The sequence below is a fragment of the Bifidobacterium scaligerum genome (genome assembly GCF_002802865.1).
Taxonomy (GTDB): Bacteria; Actinomycetota; Actinomycetes; order Actinomycetales; family Bifidobacteriaceae; genus Bifidobacterium; species Bifidobacterium scaligerum.
Genome location: NZ_PGLQ01000002.1, coordinates 92,179 through 109,888, shown reverse-complemented (window position 1 = coordinate 109,888; position 17,710 = coordinate 92,179). Strand labels below are relative to the sequence as shown.

Sequence of the window (17,710 nt, the reverse complement as noted above, 5' to 3'; positions counted from 1 at the left end):
GGTATTTTCTTTGAAAGATCCCGGACTCTTTTCGCCTATGCGGTCTTCAGCCGATACGATTGTTTGGGGCTTCTCGCTGGCTGCGTACGTTCAATAATGCCTTTATCCAGCATTTTGCGTAATTGATAGGTGACGGTTGATCGCGGGGCTCCTGTGGCTTTCACCAACTCGGGTGTTTGCGCTACTCCACGTACCGTCAACAGCTGAATCAGTGTTTCTTCCAAAGTGGATTCGCCACTGCCCGCGAAGGCTTTGGCCTGAACGCCGAGAATGCGCGCATAGGCCTCGTCCAATCCGGGAACGCCTTTTGCGTACCTGTCATACATCTCTTGATTCGATAATTCGACACCGTGAACGGCGCTTTGTGGGAAGGGGATGATTTTCGGCCGGGGTGTGGTGGCCGATTCTCCGTGGGATAAACCTCGTTTGGCGCTGTAATCAACATCAGGGCGATCCGACCATGTTGCATATTTCGGGTCTCTACGACTGTCTGGCAGGTGGGAGGTATCTGCCGAACGGAAGGTGACGCAGAATATGTTCAATGTACTGTAGATTTCCGGCTCGCCGTTGCCGTTGTCTTGCAGCAGACGATTGATGAGGCTGTAGCCGGTGCCACGGTTCTCCGCCACCATGCCACCGTGGAACGGGGTGCATTCCAGTAGTTTGGCGAGCGTCTGGTTGCGAGTGGATGTGGCTCCGGGGCTGCTGAGGGACTGCAACGTCACGTCGCCGTAAAGCCCACCCGGATTGAGTATCTCCAATCGGTCCTTGTACATATTGACCTGAATTTGCCCGCCTTGGGCCATCGGTGAGTAATCGCGATGCATGATGGCATTGACTACAGCTTCGCGCACCGCATCCTCAGGATATTCGTAGGTGTCTTTGCGGAACGGGCCGTCCAATACGCCGCCGATTCTCATGTTCTTTCTTACGGAGCTCAATACGTTGTCGAGAATTTCCGGAATTGGGCCGTCAAACGAGCAGTTGTCGATGAACTTCACCCCGCCTGCAAAAACCTTGTCATATCCCGGATAGCAAGTGAACGTGATATTTACCCGTGGCATGAATTGCTGAGGGTAATTGCCGGCAACCAGCAGACCTGCCACGGTTGGCCGAAGTGTACCAGTGCTGTCAACTTTTACTATTCCTAACGATTGAAGAGCTTCTTCATCGGAGAGATTGCCGAAAATGCGTGGGCTTTGCTTTCGCCGTGCAACGAGAATGGACTGCAGCAAGTCAGGTAGGAGATCGCTTATGGTGGCGTCTGCAACTAATGCTCGATCATGCGTGGGTTGTGACCGGTTTTCCAGCAAACGGTCGATTTCGTAATGGCTGAGTTTGCGGTCGCCGTCCCAAACACGGATGAAAGAGCCGCTGTAGCGTCCTCGAGTACGGATATAGCAGGGTTTGCTGAGCGGATCAATTTCATCAATAACCGCGATAACAATAGCGGAATCGCGATATGTTGCTATGTCGATAAGTGGTTGCAGGGGAGGAGTGATTTTATCCCGACACATCTGTGCCAATGCTTCGGCAATGGGTTTCGCCTGAAAGCCTTGGATGGGGGAGAAGCCGTCGTGTTCTGAAATGCCGAGAATGATAGTGCCGCCTGTGCCATTGGCAAATGCGGAAATGGTTTCGGTCAGAGAAGCAGGTAAACCTCCTGCAGCTTCCTTGATTTCAATGGATTGAGTATCCGATTGTGCCGAGCGCAGGGGGTTCAGCAGGGCATCGATTTCTTCTTCCGTCCACATGCTCGCCTCCATCATCGGATACTCGTACATATCAATATCATCATATCAAACATATCAAACAAATTACTATGTTTGATATGATGATGTCTCTTCAATTGGATTACCGGGTGTAATACAGCTGAGGGGGAGTCCGGCAACACGCCTGGGCTCCCCCTCAATCGTCTTCGTTAAGAAAACTGAGTTTTACTTCACAGCGCTTCGGCGGCGTTGGCCACGAAACGTTCCATGCCTTCGATCGGTACGACCGTGTCGAAACGCACCTCGGCGCTCTCCAGTCCACGCAATGCCGCCGGAGCGGTGGTGCCGGTTTCGCGCGAGAGCACATCCATGCACTCGAAATCGGTGCCGGTGGCGTCGAACCCAAGCGACTCGTTCACCACGCGGGGGAACTTGTACGGGCTTGCAGTGGCCAGAATCACACGCGGGGTCAGCGGATCGCGCGGCATCTGCTGGGCCACGAAGTACGCGCAGGCGGTGTGCGGATCAATCACGTAGCGGTTTTTGTTCCAGCAGTCGGCGATCATCTCACGCACCTGATCCTCATTGGCCCAACCGCAACCGAACAGCTGGCGAATCTTGGCGAGCAAAGGCTCCGGAATCTCGTACGTGCCCCAATTCTTCAGATCGTTCATCAGCATGGAAATCAGACGGGTATCGCCCTCGGAGAAGTAGTAGAGCATACGCTCCAGATTCGAGGAAATGAGAATATCCATCGAAGGGGAGATGGTCTGGAAGAACGGACGCTGACGGTTGTAGGTGCCTGTGGTCAGGAACTCGAACAGTACATTGTTCTTGTCTGAAGCCACCACCAAGTGTTTCACCGGCAGGCCGAGCAGCTTGGCATAGTAACCGGCGAGAATATCGCCGAAGTTGCCGGTCGGCACCACGAACTCAACCTCATCGCCAACGTTGATCACCTGATCGGCGAGCAGTTGGGCATATGCAGAGAAGTAATAGACGACCTGCGGCACCAAACGACCCACGTTGATGGAGTTGGCGGAGGAAAGCACCACATGCGAATCCTTGGCAAGTCGCTCGGCCAGGACTCTATCGCCGAAGATGCGTTTGACCGCGGACTGGGCGTCATCGAAATTGCCCTCCACGGCTGCAACATTCACATTGGCGCCGGACTGCGTAGTCATCTGCAGTTCCTGCACCTGGCTCACCTTGCCTTCCGGATAGAAGACGGTGATGGCGGTGCCCGGAGCGTCCGCAAAACCAGCCAGCGCAGCCTTGCCCGTGTCGCCGGAAGTGGCGGTCAAAATCATGATTTTCTCGTCGCTGTCCCCGTCGGCCGGAGTGGTGTGCGCCATGAAACGCGGCAGAATTTGTAGCGCCACGTCCTTAAATGCGGAAGTCGGGCCGTTGAACAGTTCGAGGATGTAATCATCGCCCAGAGGCTTCAACGGGGTGATACGCTCATCGGACCACTGGGAGCCGTAGGCGTCGGCAATGCATTGGGCGAGCTCCTCGGCGGTGAAGTCCGGCAGCAGCGCGCCGAGTACCTTGGCCGCGATCTGCTGATAGGTGTTGCCGGCAAGATCGGCGATCTCAACCTTCTTGGACCCCAGCGCGTCCGAGACGAACAGGCCGCCGTCGTCGGCAATGCCCTTTCGAATCGCCTGCTTGGAGGTCAGCGAATCTGTCGTGCTGCGGGTGGAGTGGAAGGTGAATGCCACGATGAAATCCTTAGCTTGCAGGGGAGAAATGAATCTGTTCCAGTGTATCGTGCCCCATGTCGAACGGCGGAACCTCTCCCGCATAATGGTGGACGACAAGCACGGTTTGGCTTCATCATGCGTATCGTGTGATGTTTTGCGGCGGCTCCACGGTGATTCCCGCAAATTGGAAACTGCGCCCGCCAATGCTCTATGGCATATCTGTGGCTGGGAGCATGCGGAATGCCATCGAACACCGGCCCAGACATGAGACGGAAATGTCGTGGAAGCAATTGCCGTCTTACACTGAAGCACAACCGCTCAAGCGGGTTGTTGTATTGACCGACAAAGGAACGTGAAATGACCGCTTCACCCCTCGCCCAGACCGCAACGGACGCTTTCAATGCGCCCATCAGCCAGACCGACCCCGAAATCGCCGCTCTGCTCGACGATGAGCTGCATCGTCAGCAAAACGGCTTGGAGATGATCGCCTCCGAGAACTTCGTGCCTCGCGCCGTGCTGCAGTGCCAGGGGTCCGTGCTCACCAACAAGTACGCCGAAGGCTATCCCGGACGTCGTTACTACGGTGGCTGCGAGTTCGTGGATCAGATCGAAACGATCGCCCGTGAACGTGCCAAGAAGCTGTTCGGCGCCGAATACGCCAACGTGCAGCCGCACTCCGGTGCTCAAGCCAATGCCGCCGTCTATCAGGCGCTCGTCAAGCCCGGCGATACTGTGCTCGGTCTCGCTCTTGACCACGGCGGCCACCTGACCCACGGCATGAAGATCAACTTCTCCGGCAAGTTCTACCATGCCGAAGCCTACGGCGTGAACCCAGAGACCTTCCGCATCGATCCGGAGATCATCCGCCAGCGCGCGCTGGAAGTGCACCCGGCCATGATCATCGGTGGCTGGTCCGCTTATCCGCGTATCGAAGACTTCAAGGCCATCAAGGAGATCGCCGATGAGGTGGGTGCAAAGTTCTGGGTGGACATGGCCCACTTTGCCGGCCTGGTGGCTGCGGGCCTGCACCCGAGCCCGGTGCCGTACGCCGACGTGGTCTCCTCCACCGCCCACAAGACGCTCGGCGGCCCGCGTTCCGGTTTCATCCTGGCCAAGGAGGAGTATGCTAAAAAGCTCAATTCCTCCGTATTCCCCGGCCAGCAGGGCGGTCCGCTGATGCACGTGGTGGCCGGCAAAGCCGTCAGTTTCAAGGTGGCCGGCACTCAGGCCTTCAAGGATCGCATGCAGCGCACGCTCGACGGTGCCAAGATTCTGGCGGATCGTCTGATGGCCGACGACGTCAAGGCCAACGGCATCTCCGTGCTGACCGGCGGCACCGATGTGCATCTGGTGATGGTTGACCTGCGCAACTCTGAGATGGATGGCAAGCAGGGCGAAGACCTGCTCGCCCAGTGCGGCATCACCATCAACCGCAACACCGTGCCGTTCGACCCGCGTCCGGCCTCGGTTGCTTCCGGTCTGCGCATCGGCACTTCCGCATTGGCCACCCGCGGCTTCGGACCGAAGGAATACGAGGAGGTGGCCGACATTATTGGCACCGCTCTCGCCGCCGGCCCGTCTGCCGATGTGGAAACCCTGAAAGCTCGCGTGGATAAGCTCGTAGAGGACTTCCCGCTGTACCCGGAACTCGATCAGATTCACTGATCGGCTCGCTGAAGCTTCGGCTTGAGCCGTGATGACATACTGGCTCCCAGAAAAGGGAGCCTTTTCTATGCTTAAAACCGAGCCGAAACAAGCGATGTGCCGCATGGTGAGCTACCCTTGTCTGTTATGAGTGAAGCATTGAGTCCTGAAGTGTTCCGCGCGGTGTGCGGTCAGGCCGATCAGGCCGCACGTGCACAGGAATCGCTTGCCAGGGCGAACACCGAGTCCAAGAATGATTTGCTTCTGGCTATCGCCGACGCATTGGATGAGCATGCCGGAGACATCGAGGCGGCCAACGCTCTGGACATGCTTGAGGCCAAGGAAAGTGGTATGGATGCCGGCAAGCTCGACCGCCTGCTTTTCGATGTGCCGCGTGTGGCCGCCGCGGCGCAAGGTGTACGTCATGTGGCCACATTGCCTGACCCCGTGGGGGAGATCGTGCGTGGCTACAATCTGCCTAATGGTCTGCGCTTGACACAGTCTCGTGTGCCGCTGGGCGTCATCGGCATGATTTACGAGGCCCGCCCGAACGTCACCGTTGACGTGGCCAGTTTGTGTCTGAAATCAGGTAATGCCGCGATGCTACGTGGCGGTCATGCTGCGGAACGCACGAACGCCGCAACGCTTGGTGTTATTGCCCCGGTACTTGAGTCGCACGGTTTCGGTGCCGCACTGGTGCAATCCGTCGATCAATATGGCCGTGCGGGTGCCACCGCCATGATGGAGGCACGCGGACACATCGACGTGCTGGTGCCTCGTGGCGGTGCCGGCCTCATCCAAGCCGTCGTGCGCAATTCCAAGGTTCCCGTTATCGAAACCGGTGCCGGCAACGTGCACATCTACATCGATAAATCCGGCGACCTTGCCAAGGCAATTCCCATCGTTTTGAATGCGAAAACTCAGCGTGTCGGCGTGTGCAACGCCGCAGAAAAACTGCTGATCCATAAAGACGTGGCTGCCGATTTTCTGCCGGCTATCGCCCAGGCTCTAGCGCAGGCAGACGTCGTACTGCAGGCGGACACGATTTCCTATGACATCATTCAAGGTGCCGCCATCGAGGGCATCGAGCTCAACCATGCCACCGAAGAGGATTGGGATACCGAATACTTGGCGTTGAAGATGGGCGTCAAGGTGGTCGATTCGTTGGACGAGGCCATTGCCCACATCAACAGACACTCCACCGGGCATACCGAATCCATCATCGCCGAGGATTACTCGGCCATCGAACAGTTCACCAACCGTATAGACTCGGCAGTGGTCATGGTCAACGCCTCCACTCGTTTCACGGACGGCGGCGTATTCGGCTTCGGCGCAGAACTGGGCATCTCCACGCAAAAAATGCATGCCCGAGGCCCTATGGGATTGCGTGAAATGACCACGACCAAATGGATAGGCTACGGAACAGGGCAGGTGCGAGCATGAGTGGTAACGGCAACACAGGCGACAACATGACAGGCAACACGACCGTCGCAGCCGCTGAAAACGCGGCACAGCCCGCCATCACCGATCTGCGATCCGATCTGGATCTGAACGATCCTAAGCTGGGATTGAAGATTGCCGCCGAACGCCTGAGCATCGTTCGTTACGTGTTTTTGGTGCAGATCGAAGACGGCATCGCTTCCGCGGCGCAGCGTGCCTCGCTTGAATACGCTGATGCCGTGCTCATCGGTTGGCCGGAAACAGATTCTCCCGAGGTCGTGGACCTGAGTGAGACTCAACTGCACACGGTGCGTGAGCATATGGAACTGATGGAAGGCTATATCGGCAAATACACGCAGATGGAACACGGTGGCGACATCGACGGCATGACCGATACGCTGATTCGTATCACCGAGCGTGTGGCTGAAGTGCGTCGCCTTTATCAGCCTGACTTCCCTCTGCCTACATTTGCCGAGATTCGCCGCGTGGTGCAGGACGAATGGGATGAGGATATGGGCAAGATTGATGCGCATGATTCCGATCCCACCGCCGACCAAATTGAGCAGGAGACTCAGGTGGCCGACGAAGGCGGACAGGCATGAGCGTGGATGAGCCTACGGAAATTGTCGCTGTGTCTCAGGCAGCGACCGATCAGGGTGGACGCCGGATGTCCGATTTGTCGGTGCGGTCGTCTGAATCCGGCATTCACAATCGAGGAAGACTGTCCGCGCGGGGTAACTGGCATACGCGTCTGCGCATAGGTATTATGGGTGGCACTTTTGATCCGATTCACAATGGACATTTGGTCGCCGCATCCGAAGTGGCTTGGGTATATGATCTCGATGAAGTCATTTTCGTTCCCACCGGTAGGCCTGTGTTCAAGTTGGACAAACATGTGACCAACGCGGAAGACCGGTATCTGATGACGGTGATCGCCACGGCATCAAATCCGAAGTTTACCGTTTCGCGAGTGGATATCGACCGCCCTGGTGTGACCTACACCATCGACACGTTGCGCGACATCAGAGCACAGCATCCGGACGCCGAATTGTTCTTCATCACCGGTGCCGACGCGGTGGCCGAGATCATGCAGTGGAAGGATGCGGAGAAGATGTGGGATCTCGCCCATTTCGTCGCCGTCACACGGCCCGGATATTCCAGTCCGGACGGAGTGACTCTTCCTGAGGGCAAGGTGGATACACTGGAGATTCCCGCCTTGGCCATTTCTTCGACCGATGTCCGCCGTCGTGCCGAGCATAACGAACCGGTCTGGTATCTGGTACCCGACGGCGTGGTGCAGTATATTGGCAAGCACGGTCTGTATGCACAGGATGCACAAGAGTAACGGCCGTTGATAACGCGGCCGTTGACTGTTGCGGCTGTGACTGCGAAACGTCGGGGGATTATCGGGCCAGACCCATTTCTATTTTCAGCGTCATCACGCGCACTGCGGATGCCGTCACCTTTTTGGCAAAATCCTGATCTTCGGCTGCACGGGTACGAAGTCCGTGGATGATCGGTTCCACGTAGTCAGTCTGGCCAATACAGGCAAGGTCGCCTCCGGCTTCGACCATCTTCACGCCAAGCTGGGTGGTGTCGTATCCGCTCAAAGCTTCGGCCGACAATGAGTCGGATGTGATCACGCCGTCATAACCCAGATCCGTGCGCAGGTGTTGTGTGATGATCGTGGACGAAAACACGGCGGGGTTATCTGGGTCGATGGCCTGATACGTGGCCAATGCCATCATCACCATCGCAGGGGAGGCCTGTTGAATCGTTGTGTCAAAGGCACGGATTTCATCGCCGCCCAGCGTAGTGGCCGTGTCCACAATGCCGGTTGTGGTGAAATCCGTATTGCCGGTCACTGAACCCAGTCCCGGATAATGTTTGATGGTGGATTCGACTTTGGCGTCCCGCAAGCCTTGAATAAACGCCGTACCATGCGACGCATTGCCGGTGGCATCTAGACCGAAGTCGCGATCCAGCGCGCCGATCGGCGCATTCGCGGCGCGATTTATGGTCACTGTGTCCAATACCGGAGCCAGATCCACATTCACTCCAGCGGCAGACAGTTGCGAGCCCCAGCCTTTGGCGGCGGTGCGCAACTGATCGGAAGACATTGTTCCCTGTTCAGTCGCGGACGGCATGGTGTCGAATCCATTGCCGGTCAGATGCTGTACTTGGCCACCTTCCTGATCAGTGGCGATGATGAGCCGATTATTGGCCGGCGCATATTGCTGAAGCTGATCCGTAGCGGCTTTGACGCCTTCCGTACCAGTGGTCCAGTTGCCGATCATCAGTGCGGAACCGGCATGATAATCGGCAATCGCCGTGGATAGCGCGGATGGATCAGTACCAGCAAACAGCGGCACCATCACGAGCTGCCCTACCTGTTCGTCGAGCGACATAGCCGACACCAGTCGTTCTGCCTGTGTTCTGGGAGAGTCCTTCTGCGCCGGTGTAGGGGAAGCCGAACGTTGCAATGATTCGCCTGCGTCACCGGCTGTGCCGGCTGCCGATGACGTCGTGGGCTTGTGGCGACCCAGCACTGCGTCAAGTGCGCCGGTATGCCATCCATAGGCCAACGTGCCGGCAACGATCACTACCAGTGTGCAGATCACGGCTGTGATTATCGTGCCGATATGTGAGGCCCTGCGAAGGGTGGGCGAGGCATGCAGATGCTGTGGTCGTGTTCTTCTCATGCCTCTTAGCCTATGCCATGGCGTGTTCTGTAGCGTTTTGCTTGCATCCGCAACTGTCGAGAACGTCGGAAAATAGGCGAAACGCTGAAACTGTGCTGGACATATGGAGACTGCACCCTATGCGCTGGCGGCATAATTACCGTTCGGGGGCTGTCTGTAGGCTGAGAACATGTCTTTTAACGATCCTTTCTCAATCCTGTTCGGCAATGGCGGAAGTTCCCGCCGAGACGATGCGAACGATGATGATCCGATCATTCTCAATGTCGAGGCCGATGGGGACGGTCCCGCGAACTCGCAGCGTGATACAAGCGGCAGCGGTTCTGGCCGCCCTCCGCGCGGGCCTTCCGGTCCGCGGCTGACGCGCCGTCTGGAGCCTCATCGCGGATCCGCTGGTTCAGGACGCGGATCCAAGGTGTTGATCGGTGTGGTGCTGGCGCTGGTGATCATCGTCGGTCTGTTCTTCGGCTTGTCCCGGTTCATCACCGATCTGATGTGGTACGGACAGCTCGGCTTCCAGTCGGTGGTGTGGACTCAGCTCGGTGTCAAGGTGGGCTTGTGGGTGGCGTATGCGCTGCTGATGGCATTGACCGGTTTCGTCTCCGCCTGGCTGGCGATTCGAGCACGCCCTGATTCCGCCGACGGCTCTACGATTCGTATTAACGGCGATGTGATCGAAGTCGGCAAATCAGTGAGTTCGAAGACGGCGCGTCGTGTGGCCGTGGCGATATCCGCCATCGTGGGTGTGGTCTTCGGTTCTCAGTTCAACTCCAATTGGAGTGAGATTTTGCTGATGTTCCATGCACAGCATTTCGGCACCAACGACCCTCAATTCGGCCTTGACAATGGCTTCTATGTCTTCGTGTTGCCGGGACTGAAACTCGTGATGGCGGCCGCGGCCATGCTACTAGGCGTAGGCATTGTATTCTCGCTGATCACCCATGTGCTTATGGGAGGCATCCGCATCACCATGCCGGTGCACGGCCGTGGCCTGTTCGCCATCACCAAGCGAGCACGCCGTCAGCTGGGCATCTGGCTGATCCTGAACATGCTGGCCTGGGCCGCCCGTCAGGTGATTGGCGTATTCGACCAGCTCACCGTGCAAGGCTCGCGCATCACCGGTGCTTCCTATACCGCCGTACACGCCAATATTCCGGTTACGTTCATCATGGCCGCCTTGACCGCCATTCTCGGCGTAGTGTTGGGTGTGTGGCTTATGCGCTCGCATGCGTTGGAAGGCCAGGCCTCGATCGGTGTTCGTGCCGCCGCGGCGCTCAAAGCCTGGCGTGTACCGGTCATTTCCATTGCCACGGTGGTGGTGATTTCCATGGTGCTGACCGTTGCATGGCCGATGCTGCTGCAACGGTTCCGCGTGAATCCGAATGCGCAGGAAATGGAATCCACGTACATTCAGCGCAATATTGACGCCACGCGTGCCGCTTATGGTCTCGACAAGCTCAAAACCGAGCAGTATGAGGTGACCAACAAGGGCGAGCAGGGTGCCTTGGCCAAGGAAGCGGACACCACCGCGCAGATTCGTCTGCTTGATCCACAGGTCGTCAGCCCCACATTCAAACAGTTGCAGCAGTCCAAGCAGTACTACACCTTCGCAGACACGCTTGCCGTAGATAAATACGAAATCGACGGCGTCTCCCAAGATACGGTAATCGCCGCCCGCGAGCTGGATCTTGACGGCAATGATAACCGCAACTGGGTCAATGACCATACTGTCTACACGCATGGTTACGGCGTCGTGGCCGCTTACGGCAACAAGGTGACCGCGGACGGTCAGCCGGAGTTCTTCGAATCCGGCATTCCCACACAAGGTAAGCTCGCCGATTCCGAGGAGTATGAACCACGGATCTATTTCTCTCCCAACACCACTGAATATTCGATTGTCGGCGCTCCTGAAGGTACGCAGGCTTGGGAATTCGATTACCCGACCGGTTCGGAAGGCGCGCTCACCACGTTCAAGGGTGATGGCGGACCGTCCGTAGGCAATCTGTTCTCTCGAATCCTCTATGCCATTCGTTTTGGTTCAGATCAGATTCTCTTCTCCGACCGCGTGACCAGCGAATCGCAGATTCTCTACGATCGTTCTCCCAAGGAGCGTGTTGCCAAGGTAGCTCCGTACCTGACACTCGACGGTCGTGTATACCCGGCGGTGGTCGACGGTCGTGTCAAGTGGATCGTGGACGGCTATACCACCTCCGACGCCTATCCGTATTCGCAGATGACCAACCTCGGCACCTCGACGCAGGATTCCACTACGGTCTCCTCGGATACGGTCTCCTCGCTGGGATCACAGCAGGCGAACTACATCCGCAACTCGGTAAAGGCCACCGTTGATGCCTACGACGGTTCCGTGGACCTGTATGTATGGGATGTCTCCGACCCGGTGATCAAAGCATGGGAACAGATCTTCCCCGGCCAATACCATCAGCTCAGCGAGATCTCCGGCGATTTGATGAGCCATTTGCGTTATCCGGAGGGCTTGTTCAAGGTGCAGCGTGAGTTGCTGTCCAAGTATCATGTCACTTCGGCCAACCAGTACTACTCCGGCGAAGACTTCTGGCAAACACCGGTGGACCCCACCGAATCACAGGCGCAGCAGGATCAGGACATTCTGCAGCCGCCCTACTATCTGACGTTGCAGACCGGCGGCACCGAAGAGCCTATCTTCTCGTTGACGTCCACATATATTCCGGCAGGACAGTCGACCCGTGAGATTCTCACTGGATTCCTTTCCGTCGATTCTGATGCAGGCAATGAGCAAGGCAAGATAGGCCCGAATTACGGCACCATCCGTTTGCAGGAGTTGCCTAAGGATTCCAACGTGCCAGGTCCTGGACAGGCGCAGAACAACTTCAACGCCAATGCGGATGTCTCCAAGGAACTCAACCTGTTGCAGTCCGGTGATACGCAGGTGGTGCGTGGCAATCTGCTCACCCTGCCGCTCGGTGGCGGACTGGTTTATGTGCAGCCGGTGTATGTGAAATCTTCGGGTGCCACGTCCTTCCCGCTGCTCAAGAAGACGCTGGTTGCTTTCGGTGATCAGGTGGGCTTTGCCGACACGCTTGACGAGGCGTTGGATCAAGTATTCGGTGGCGATTCCGGTGCTTCTGCAGGCGACGCGCAAAACGCGGGCGGATCGGAATCGACTGGCTCCACTGGTTCATCTGGTTCGGCCGACTCGTCCGACGATAATCAGGCTGATCAGTCTGGCCAATCCGGGCAGACCGATCAATCCGACAAGCAGAATCAATCCGGGCAGTCCGGTGGAAGTTCCGGTACAGGCAGCGCCGAACTCCAACAGGCGCTGAATGATGCTGCGCAGGCCATGAAAGACAGTCAGTCCGCCATGAAGAACGGTGACTGGACCGCCTATGGCAAGGCGCAGCAGCAGCTTGAGGAAGCCCTCAACAAGGCTCTTGAGCTTGATAAATAAGTAATGCAATGCTCCCTGTGGCCCGTCCCTCATATAAGGGACGGGCCACAGGCATACGGCAAAGGATCTGCTATGGCGTACACATTTCGTCCAGCTGAACCGCGGGATGTACGGTCGATCACCGATATTTACAATGCTTCCGTACTGGCCGGCGGCTCCACCGCCGACCTGACACCGCGCACCTTTGAACAGCGCCGTGAGTGGTTGGAATCGCATAAGCCCCCATACGGCGTTTTCGTGGTGGAAGCCACAGATGAATCGACTGAGCCGGATGGGTTGCCCGGGCCGTTCGAAACGTTCGATACGGCCTCACCGGTTGTGGGCTTCGGCGCATTGTCGGTGTTCTACAACCGTGCAGGCTATGACGGTGTCACCGATCTGGCCTACTACATAGCCCCCGAATGGCAGGGAAAAGGCGTGGGCACGTTCCTTCTGTCCAATTTGCTGGACGAGGCCCGCAGCCGCCATATGCGTAAGGCATGCGGCATCATTTTCGCCGATAATGCCGGATCCATCGCCCTGATGAATCGGTTCGGATTCACCCGGTTCGGTCTTATGCCGGCAGCCGCAACCGATTCGACCGGCACCATGCGAGACATGTCCTATTGGTATCTCGACCTGTAGTGCGCATTGCACTGGCGTATGGCAGACGTGCAGTCATGCGTGCCGGATTTGGACCGCCAACATCCTTGGCGGCGGCGTTGAGTACAATCTGTACGGTTTGACCGAGTAAAGGAGCGGATATGGCATCGGATTTCTGGCTGATCGTGGGTCTGGGCAACCCGGGCAAGAAGTATGAGGACACCCGGCATAATATGGGCTTCATGACCGCCGACCTGCTGGCCGAACGTTGGTCGGTGCACTTCGCCGACCATAAAGGACTGGCCATGCTTGGCAAGGGTGCCATGAATCTCGACGGGCGGACCATCAAGTTCTTCCTAGCCAAGCCGCTGACCTACATGAACGATTCCGGTAACGCCGTGGCCTCCATCAGCGCCTACTATCAGATCGATCCCGATCATATCGTGATCATTCATGATGACATGGATTTGGAGTTCGGTCGCATCAAAGTCAAATCCGGTGGTTCTGCAGGTGGCCACAACGGTATCAAATCCATCGATCGGTCCCTTGGCACGCCGAAGTATGCACGAGTGCGCATGGGCGTGGGTCATGCCAAGCGTGGCCCCAACGCGCACGACAACACGGTGAACTGGGTGCTCGGCGGATTCGGCCCCGACCAGCGCAAACAGCTGCCTGACTTCCTGGCTGATGGCGCTGATGCCGCTGAAGACATCATCTTCAAGGGGCTTGCCAAAACCCAGGAGAAGTTCAATGGCCGCTGACGCCCGTTCCTCTCAACAGTCATCCCTGCCGTCTGCAGCACTCAACGGTGAACCTATCGACGGTTCGCTGACCGGCATGCTGCACGATCTGATGCAAGATGACGTTTTTCGTAGAGTGGCATCCGGTGATGTGCAGCCCTCCGAAGAAGCGGCTGCCGACCCGTCCATCACCGTCGGCATCCCCGAAGGTCTGCGTCCTGCGCTCGCTACCGCAGTCGCGCAAGGTATGAGCGGTTTCGAAGACGGTTCGGATGGCACGGGAAATCACCACACCGAGCGCAAACCGGTAGTGTTGGTTGTGGCTTCCGGGCGTGAGGCCGAAGAAACCGTAGGCGCATTGCGTTCCTGGTATGACGGCGACCCGAACGACATCGCTCAACTCGAAGCTTGGGAAACATTGCCGCACGAGCGTCTGAGCCCTCGTGCGGACACTGTGGCCAGCCGCATGGCGGTATTCCGTCGTCTGAAACACCCCAGCGCAACCGATCCGATGTTCGGTCCAATTCGCATATTGGTGATGCCGGTACGTTCTCTCATCCAACCTGTGGTCAAGGGCTTGGGTGACGTGGAGCCGCTGGTGTTCACGACCGGAGAGGAATTGGCGCTGGATGAGGCGGCCAAGCGTCTTATCGAGAATGCATATACGCGAGTAGACCTCGTGATGGATCGTGGTGAATTTGCAGTGCGTGGCGGCATCCTTGACGTATTCCCGCCTACTGCACCGCATCCGGTGCGTATCGAGTTCTTCGGTGACGAAATCGACACCATCAAGGAATTCCACGCCTCCGACCAGCGCACCTACGGTACCGGGCTTGCCACCATTTGGGCTACGGCCTGCCGCGAACTGCAGCTCACGGACGCCGTACGCAAACGCGCCAAAGCCTTGATAGGCTCGATCCCCAATGCTGAGGATATGCTCGAATCCATTGCCAACGCCATCCCGGTGGAAGGCATGGAATCTTTGATGCCTGCGCTGGTGGACCATTTGGAGCCGGTGAGCGCCTTGCTGCCCGAACACGCTGTCATCATGCTCAGTGATCCGGAGAAACTGCGTCGGTCAGCCGAGGACTTAGCCAAAACCGCCAACGAGTTCCTTGCCGCCAGTTGGCATGTGGCTGCATCTGGGCACGGTGCCGGAGCGCCCATCAGCTTCGATGAGGCCAGTTTTCTGGATTTCGAGGAAACCATCAGCTCCCTTGAATATTCCGCACATGAGGTGATTCGTCTCACCAGTTTTGGCGTTGACACTACGTTGGCCGGCCACGTACAGCTTGACGCGCAGAATCCGGCCGAATTCCGAGGCGATGAGGCCAAAGCTACGCGAGGTATCGAAGGACTCATCGATGCCGGCTTCGCTGTAACCATCACCGCCGCCGCGGCGGGCACGCTTGCCAGACTCAAGCGCGCCATCAACACTACCGGCATCACAACGTTCGAGACCATTCGTTCCCGCGCCATCGACGGATTCGTGGACCGTGCCGCCAAGGTCGCACTCCTGACCGAGCGTGACCTTACCGGGCGTACTTCGGCGGTAGCCGTGGCCAAGACACCGAAGCGTCGTCGTAAAGCCATCGATCTCATGGAGCTCAAGGCCGGTGATTACGTGGTCCATGAACAGCATGGCATCGGACGGTTCGTAGAGATGCGCCAACGCACCATCGGCACCGGTGCGAACCGCACTACTCGCGAATACCTCGTCATCGAGTATGCTCCGTCCAAACGTGGCGCCCCTGCGGACAAGCTGTTCATCCCCACCGACCAGCTCGACCAGGTCAGCAAGTACATCGGTGCGGAAGCCCCGAAGCTCAACAAGCTCGGTGGCTCTGACTGGGCGGCCACCAAAGCGAAAGCTCGCAAGCATGTTCACGAAATTGCGGACGACCTGATCAAACTGTATTCCGCACGTCAGCGTGCCCGCGGGTTCGCCTTCAGCCCGGATACTCCGTGGCAGAAGGAATTGGAGGACGCTTTCCCGTATCAGGAAACCGCCGATCAGCTCACCACCATCGACGAGGTCAAGGCGGATATGGAGAAACCCGTACCGATGGACCGTCTCATCTGCGGCGATGTGGGCTTCGGCAAAACCGAAATCGCGTTGCGCGCCGCATTCAAGGCAGTGCAGGACGGCAAGCAGGTGGCGGTGCTCGTGCCTACTACGCTACTCGTGCAGCAGCACTTCGAGACATTCTCCGAACGGTTCGAAGGCTTCCCGGTGAATGTGGCAGCCATGAGCCGTTTCCAGACCACCAAGGAAATCAACGAGACTATTGCCGGCCTTGAAGAAGGAACGGTGGACGTAGTCATCGGCACGCACAAGCTTCTGAACCCCAAGATCAAGTTCAAGGATCTGGGCCTTGTGATCATCGACGAGGAACAGCGCTTCGGCGTGGAACACAAGGAGACCCTCAAGGCTCTGCGCACCAACGTGGACGTGCTTTCCCTCTCCGCCACCCCTATCCCGCGCACGCTGGAAATGGCCGTGACCGGCATCCGCGAAATGTCTACGTTGGCCACGCCTCCTGAAGACCGTCTGCCGGTGCTCACGTACGTAGGTGCCTACGAGGATGCGCAAGTCACCGCGGCTGTACGTCGCGAGCTGCTGCGCGGCGGTCAGGTGTTCTACGTGCATAACCGTGTGCAGGATATCTCGCATGTGGCGGACAAGATCCATACACTCGTGCCCGAAGCCAAGGTGGGCATCGCCCACGGCAAGATGGGGGAGAAGCAGCTCGACCAGATCATTCGTGACTTCTGGCACCGCGACATCGACGTGCTCGTATGCACCACGATCATCGAAACCGGCCTTGATATTTCCAATGCCAACACACTGATCGTGGATCATGCCGATCGCTTCGGTCTTTCTCAGCTCCATCAGCTGCGCGGTCGTGTGGGACGAGGCCGTGAACGCGCGTATGCCTATTTCCTGTATGACCCGGCCAAGCCGATGACTCAACAGTCGCATGACCGTTTGAGTACCATCGCACAAAACACTGCGCTCGGTTCAGGATTCGATGTGGCTATGAAGGATTTGGAATTGCGAGGCACCGGCAACTTGCTCGGCGATGAACAATCCGGCCATATTGAGGGTGTGGGATTCGACCTGTATGTGCGCATGGTTTCCGAAGCCGTGGAGAAATACAAGGAGCCCGAAGAGAACATTGAGCCGATCGCCGTGTCCGTGGACCTGCCCATTGAGGCGTCCATTCCGGTGGAATATATTGATTCAGACAAGTTGCGTCTGGAAGCGTATCGCAAGCTCGCTTCCGCCCGGAACGAGGCTGATTTGAAGGATCTGCAGGAGGAGCTCACTGACCGTTATGGCAAGCCGCCGGTGGAATTCGAGACCCTGTTCGACGTGGCGCGTCTGAAGTTTAAGGCCCGCAAACTCGGCGTCTCGGAGATTTTGGCTCAATCCAACCGCGTACGCATCGGCCGTATCGATATGCCTGAATCCGTACAGATGCGCATGGCCCGCATCTACAAGGGTGCCCAGTATCGTCCGGTCACCCATCAGCTTCTGGTGTCCGCACCCTTCAACGGATCCCTTGGTCAAGGGCCGATGAGCTCCGACCAGATAGTGCTATGGGCCAATCAGCTGCTCGATGATCTCGCATGGAAGCCGTCGGCTGGTAAACGCTAATGTCGTCTCGCGGCCCATGAATCATGGGGCGCGAGACGACAGCCATGCCCACACAGTGGGATGGGACTGTGGTACGGGTAC

The 17,710-nt window shown here is 57.6% G+C and carries 11 protein-coding genes; 8 read left to right on the top strand and 3 right to left on the bottom strand.

The window, feature by feature from the left end:
• Window positions 1-35 precede the first annotated feature (35 nt).
• Both CUU80_RS03680 and thrC read right to left on the bottom strand, forming a co-directional pair.
• The gene (locus CUU80_RS03680) at window positions 36-1,754 is read right to left on the bottom strand and encodes an ATP-binding protein (protein WP_165775820.1); all 1,719 of its coding nucleotides are present in this window, start codon (window positions 1,752-1,754) and stop codon (window positions 36-38) included.
• A 188-nt stretch (window positions 1,755-1,942) separates the two neighbouring features.
• Window positions 1,943-3,433 (bottom strand): threonine synthase, encoded by a 1,491-nt coding sequence (gene thrC, locus CUU80_RS03675; protein ID WP_100496027.1) that lies wholly within the window; start codon window positions 3,431-3,433, stop codon window positions 1,943-1,945.
• Between the two features lie 339 nt (window positions 3,434-3,772).
• Here thrC and glyA point away from each other — a divergent pair, with 339 nt between their 5' ends.
• The 4 genes from glyA (at window position 3,773) to nadD (ending at window position 7,844) form a co-directional block, all read left to right on the top strand.
• Entirely contained in the window at window positions 3,773-5,080 is a 1,308-nt protein-coding gene (gene glyA / locus CUU80_RS03670; protein ID WP_100496026.1) for a serine hydroxymethyltransferase, read from the top strand.
• A gap of 126 nt (window positions 5,081-5,206) precedes the next feature.
• Entirely contained in the window at window positions 5,207-6,502 is a 1,296-nt protein-coding gene (locus CUU80_RS03665; protein ID WP_100496025.1) for a glutamate-5-semialdehyde dehydrogenase, read from the top strand.
• Window positions 6,503-6,528: 26 nt separating this feature from the next.
• A complete protein-coding gene (locus CUU80_RS03660) occupies window positions 6,529-7,101 on the top strand; it encodes a phosphoribosylglycinamide synthetase (RefSeq protein WP_100496374.1) in 573 nt (190 codons plus the stop codon).
• A complete protein-coding gene (gene nadD / locus CUU80_RS03655) occupies window positions 7,098-7,844 on the top strand; it encodes a nicotinate-nucleotide adenylyltransferase (protein ID WP_100496024.1) in 747 nt (248 codons plus the stop codon). Before CUU80_RS03660 ends, nadD begins: the two co-directional genes overlap by 4 nt.
• A 58-nt stretch (window positions 7,845-7,902) precedes the next feature.
• Here nadD and CUU80_RS03650 read toward each other — a convergent pair whose 3' ends face one another.
• Window positions 7,903-9,201 (bottom strand): glycoside hydrolase family 3 N-terminal domain-containing protein, encoded by a 1,299-nt coding sequence (locus CUU80_RS03650; protein WP_100496023.1) that lies wholly within the window; start codon window positions 9,199-9,201, stop codon window positions 7,903-7,905.
• A gap of 169 nt (window positions 9,202-9,370) precedes the next feature.
• On the opposite strand from CUU80_RS03650, the gene CUU80_RS03645 reads away from it, so the two are divergent.
• The 4 genes from CUU80_RS03645 (at window position 9,371) to mfd (ending at window position 17,629) form a co-directional block, all read left to right on the top strand.
• The gene (locus CUU80_RS03645) at window positions 9,371-12,646 is read left to right on the top strand and encodes a UPF0182 family membrane protein (protein ID WP_100496022.1); all 3,276 of its coding nucleotides are present in this window, start codon (window positions 9,371-9,373) and stop codon (window positions 12,644-12,646) included.
• A gap of 72 nt (window positions 12,647-12,718) precedes the next feature.
• Window positions 12,719-13,270, top strand: coding sequence for a GNAT family N-acetyltransferase (locus CUU80_RS03640; protein WP_100496021.1), 552 nt, complete (start codon window positions 12,719-12,721; stop codon window positions 13,268-13,270).
• A 119-nt stretch (window positions 13,271-13,389) separates the two neighbouring features.
• On the top strand, window positions 13,390-13,989 hold the full coding sequence (gene pth, locus CUU80_RS03635) for an aminoacyl-tRNA hydrolase (RefSeq protein WP_100496020.1): 600 nt from the start codon (window positions 13,390-13,392) through the stop codon (window positions 13,987-13,989).
• Between the two features lie 76 nt (window positions 13,990-14,065).
• Window positions 14,066-17,629, top strand: a complete 3,564-nt coding sequence (gene mfd / locus CUU80_RS03630; protein ID WP_439329971.1) for a transcription-repair coupling factor — start codon at window positions 14,066-14,068, stop codon at window positions 17,627-17,629.
• Window positions 17,630-17,710 lie beyond the last annotated feature (81 nt).

Coding starts and splice junctions, on each gene's coding strand:
- CUU80_RS03680 (WP_165775820.1), bottom strand. CDS start 1,754: ATGTGGACGGAAGAAGAAATCGATGCCCTGCTGAACCCCCTGCGCTCG.
- glyA (WP_100496026.1), top strand. CDS start 3,773: ATGACCGCTTCACCCCTCGCCCAGACCGCAACGGACGCTTTCAATGCG.
- CUU80_RS03665 (WP_100496025.1), top strand. CDS start 5,207: ATGAGTGAAGCATTGAGTCCTGAAGTGTTCCGCGCGGTGTGCGGTCAG.
- CUU80_RS03660 (WP_100496374.1), top strand. CDS start 6,529: ATGACAGGCAACACGACCGTCGCAGCCGCTGAAAACGCGGCACAGCCC.
- nadD (WP_100496024.1), top strand. CDS start 7,098: ATGAGCGTGGATGAGCCTACGGAAATTGTCGCTGTGTCTCAGGCAGCG.
- CUU80_RS03650 (WP_100496023.1), bottom strand. CDS start 9,201: ATGAGAAGAACACGACCACAGCATCTGCATGCCTCGCCCACCCTTCGC.
- CUU80_RS03645 (WP_100496022.1), top strand. CDS start 9,371: ATGTCTTTTAACGATCCTTTCTCAATCCTGTTCGGCAATGGCGGAAGT.
- CUU80_RS03640 (WP_100496021.1), top strand. CDS start 12,719: ATGGCGTACACATTTCGTCCAGCTGAACCGCGGGATGTACGGTCGATC.
- pth (WP_100496020.1), top strand. CDS start 13,390: ATGGCATCGGATTTCTGGCTGATCGTGGGTCTGGGCAACCCGGGCAAG.
- mfd (WP_439329971.1), top strand. CDS start 14,066: ATGCTGCACGATCTGATGCAAGATGACGTTTTTCGTAGAGTGGCATCC.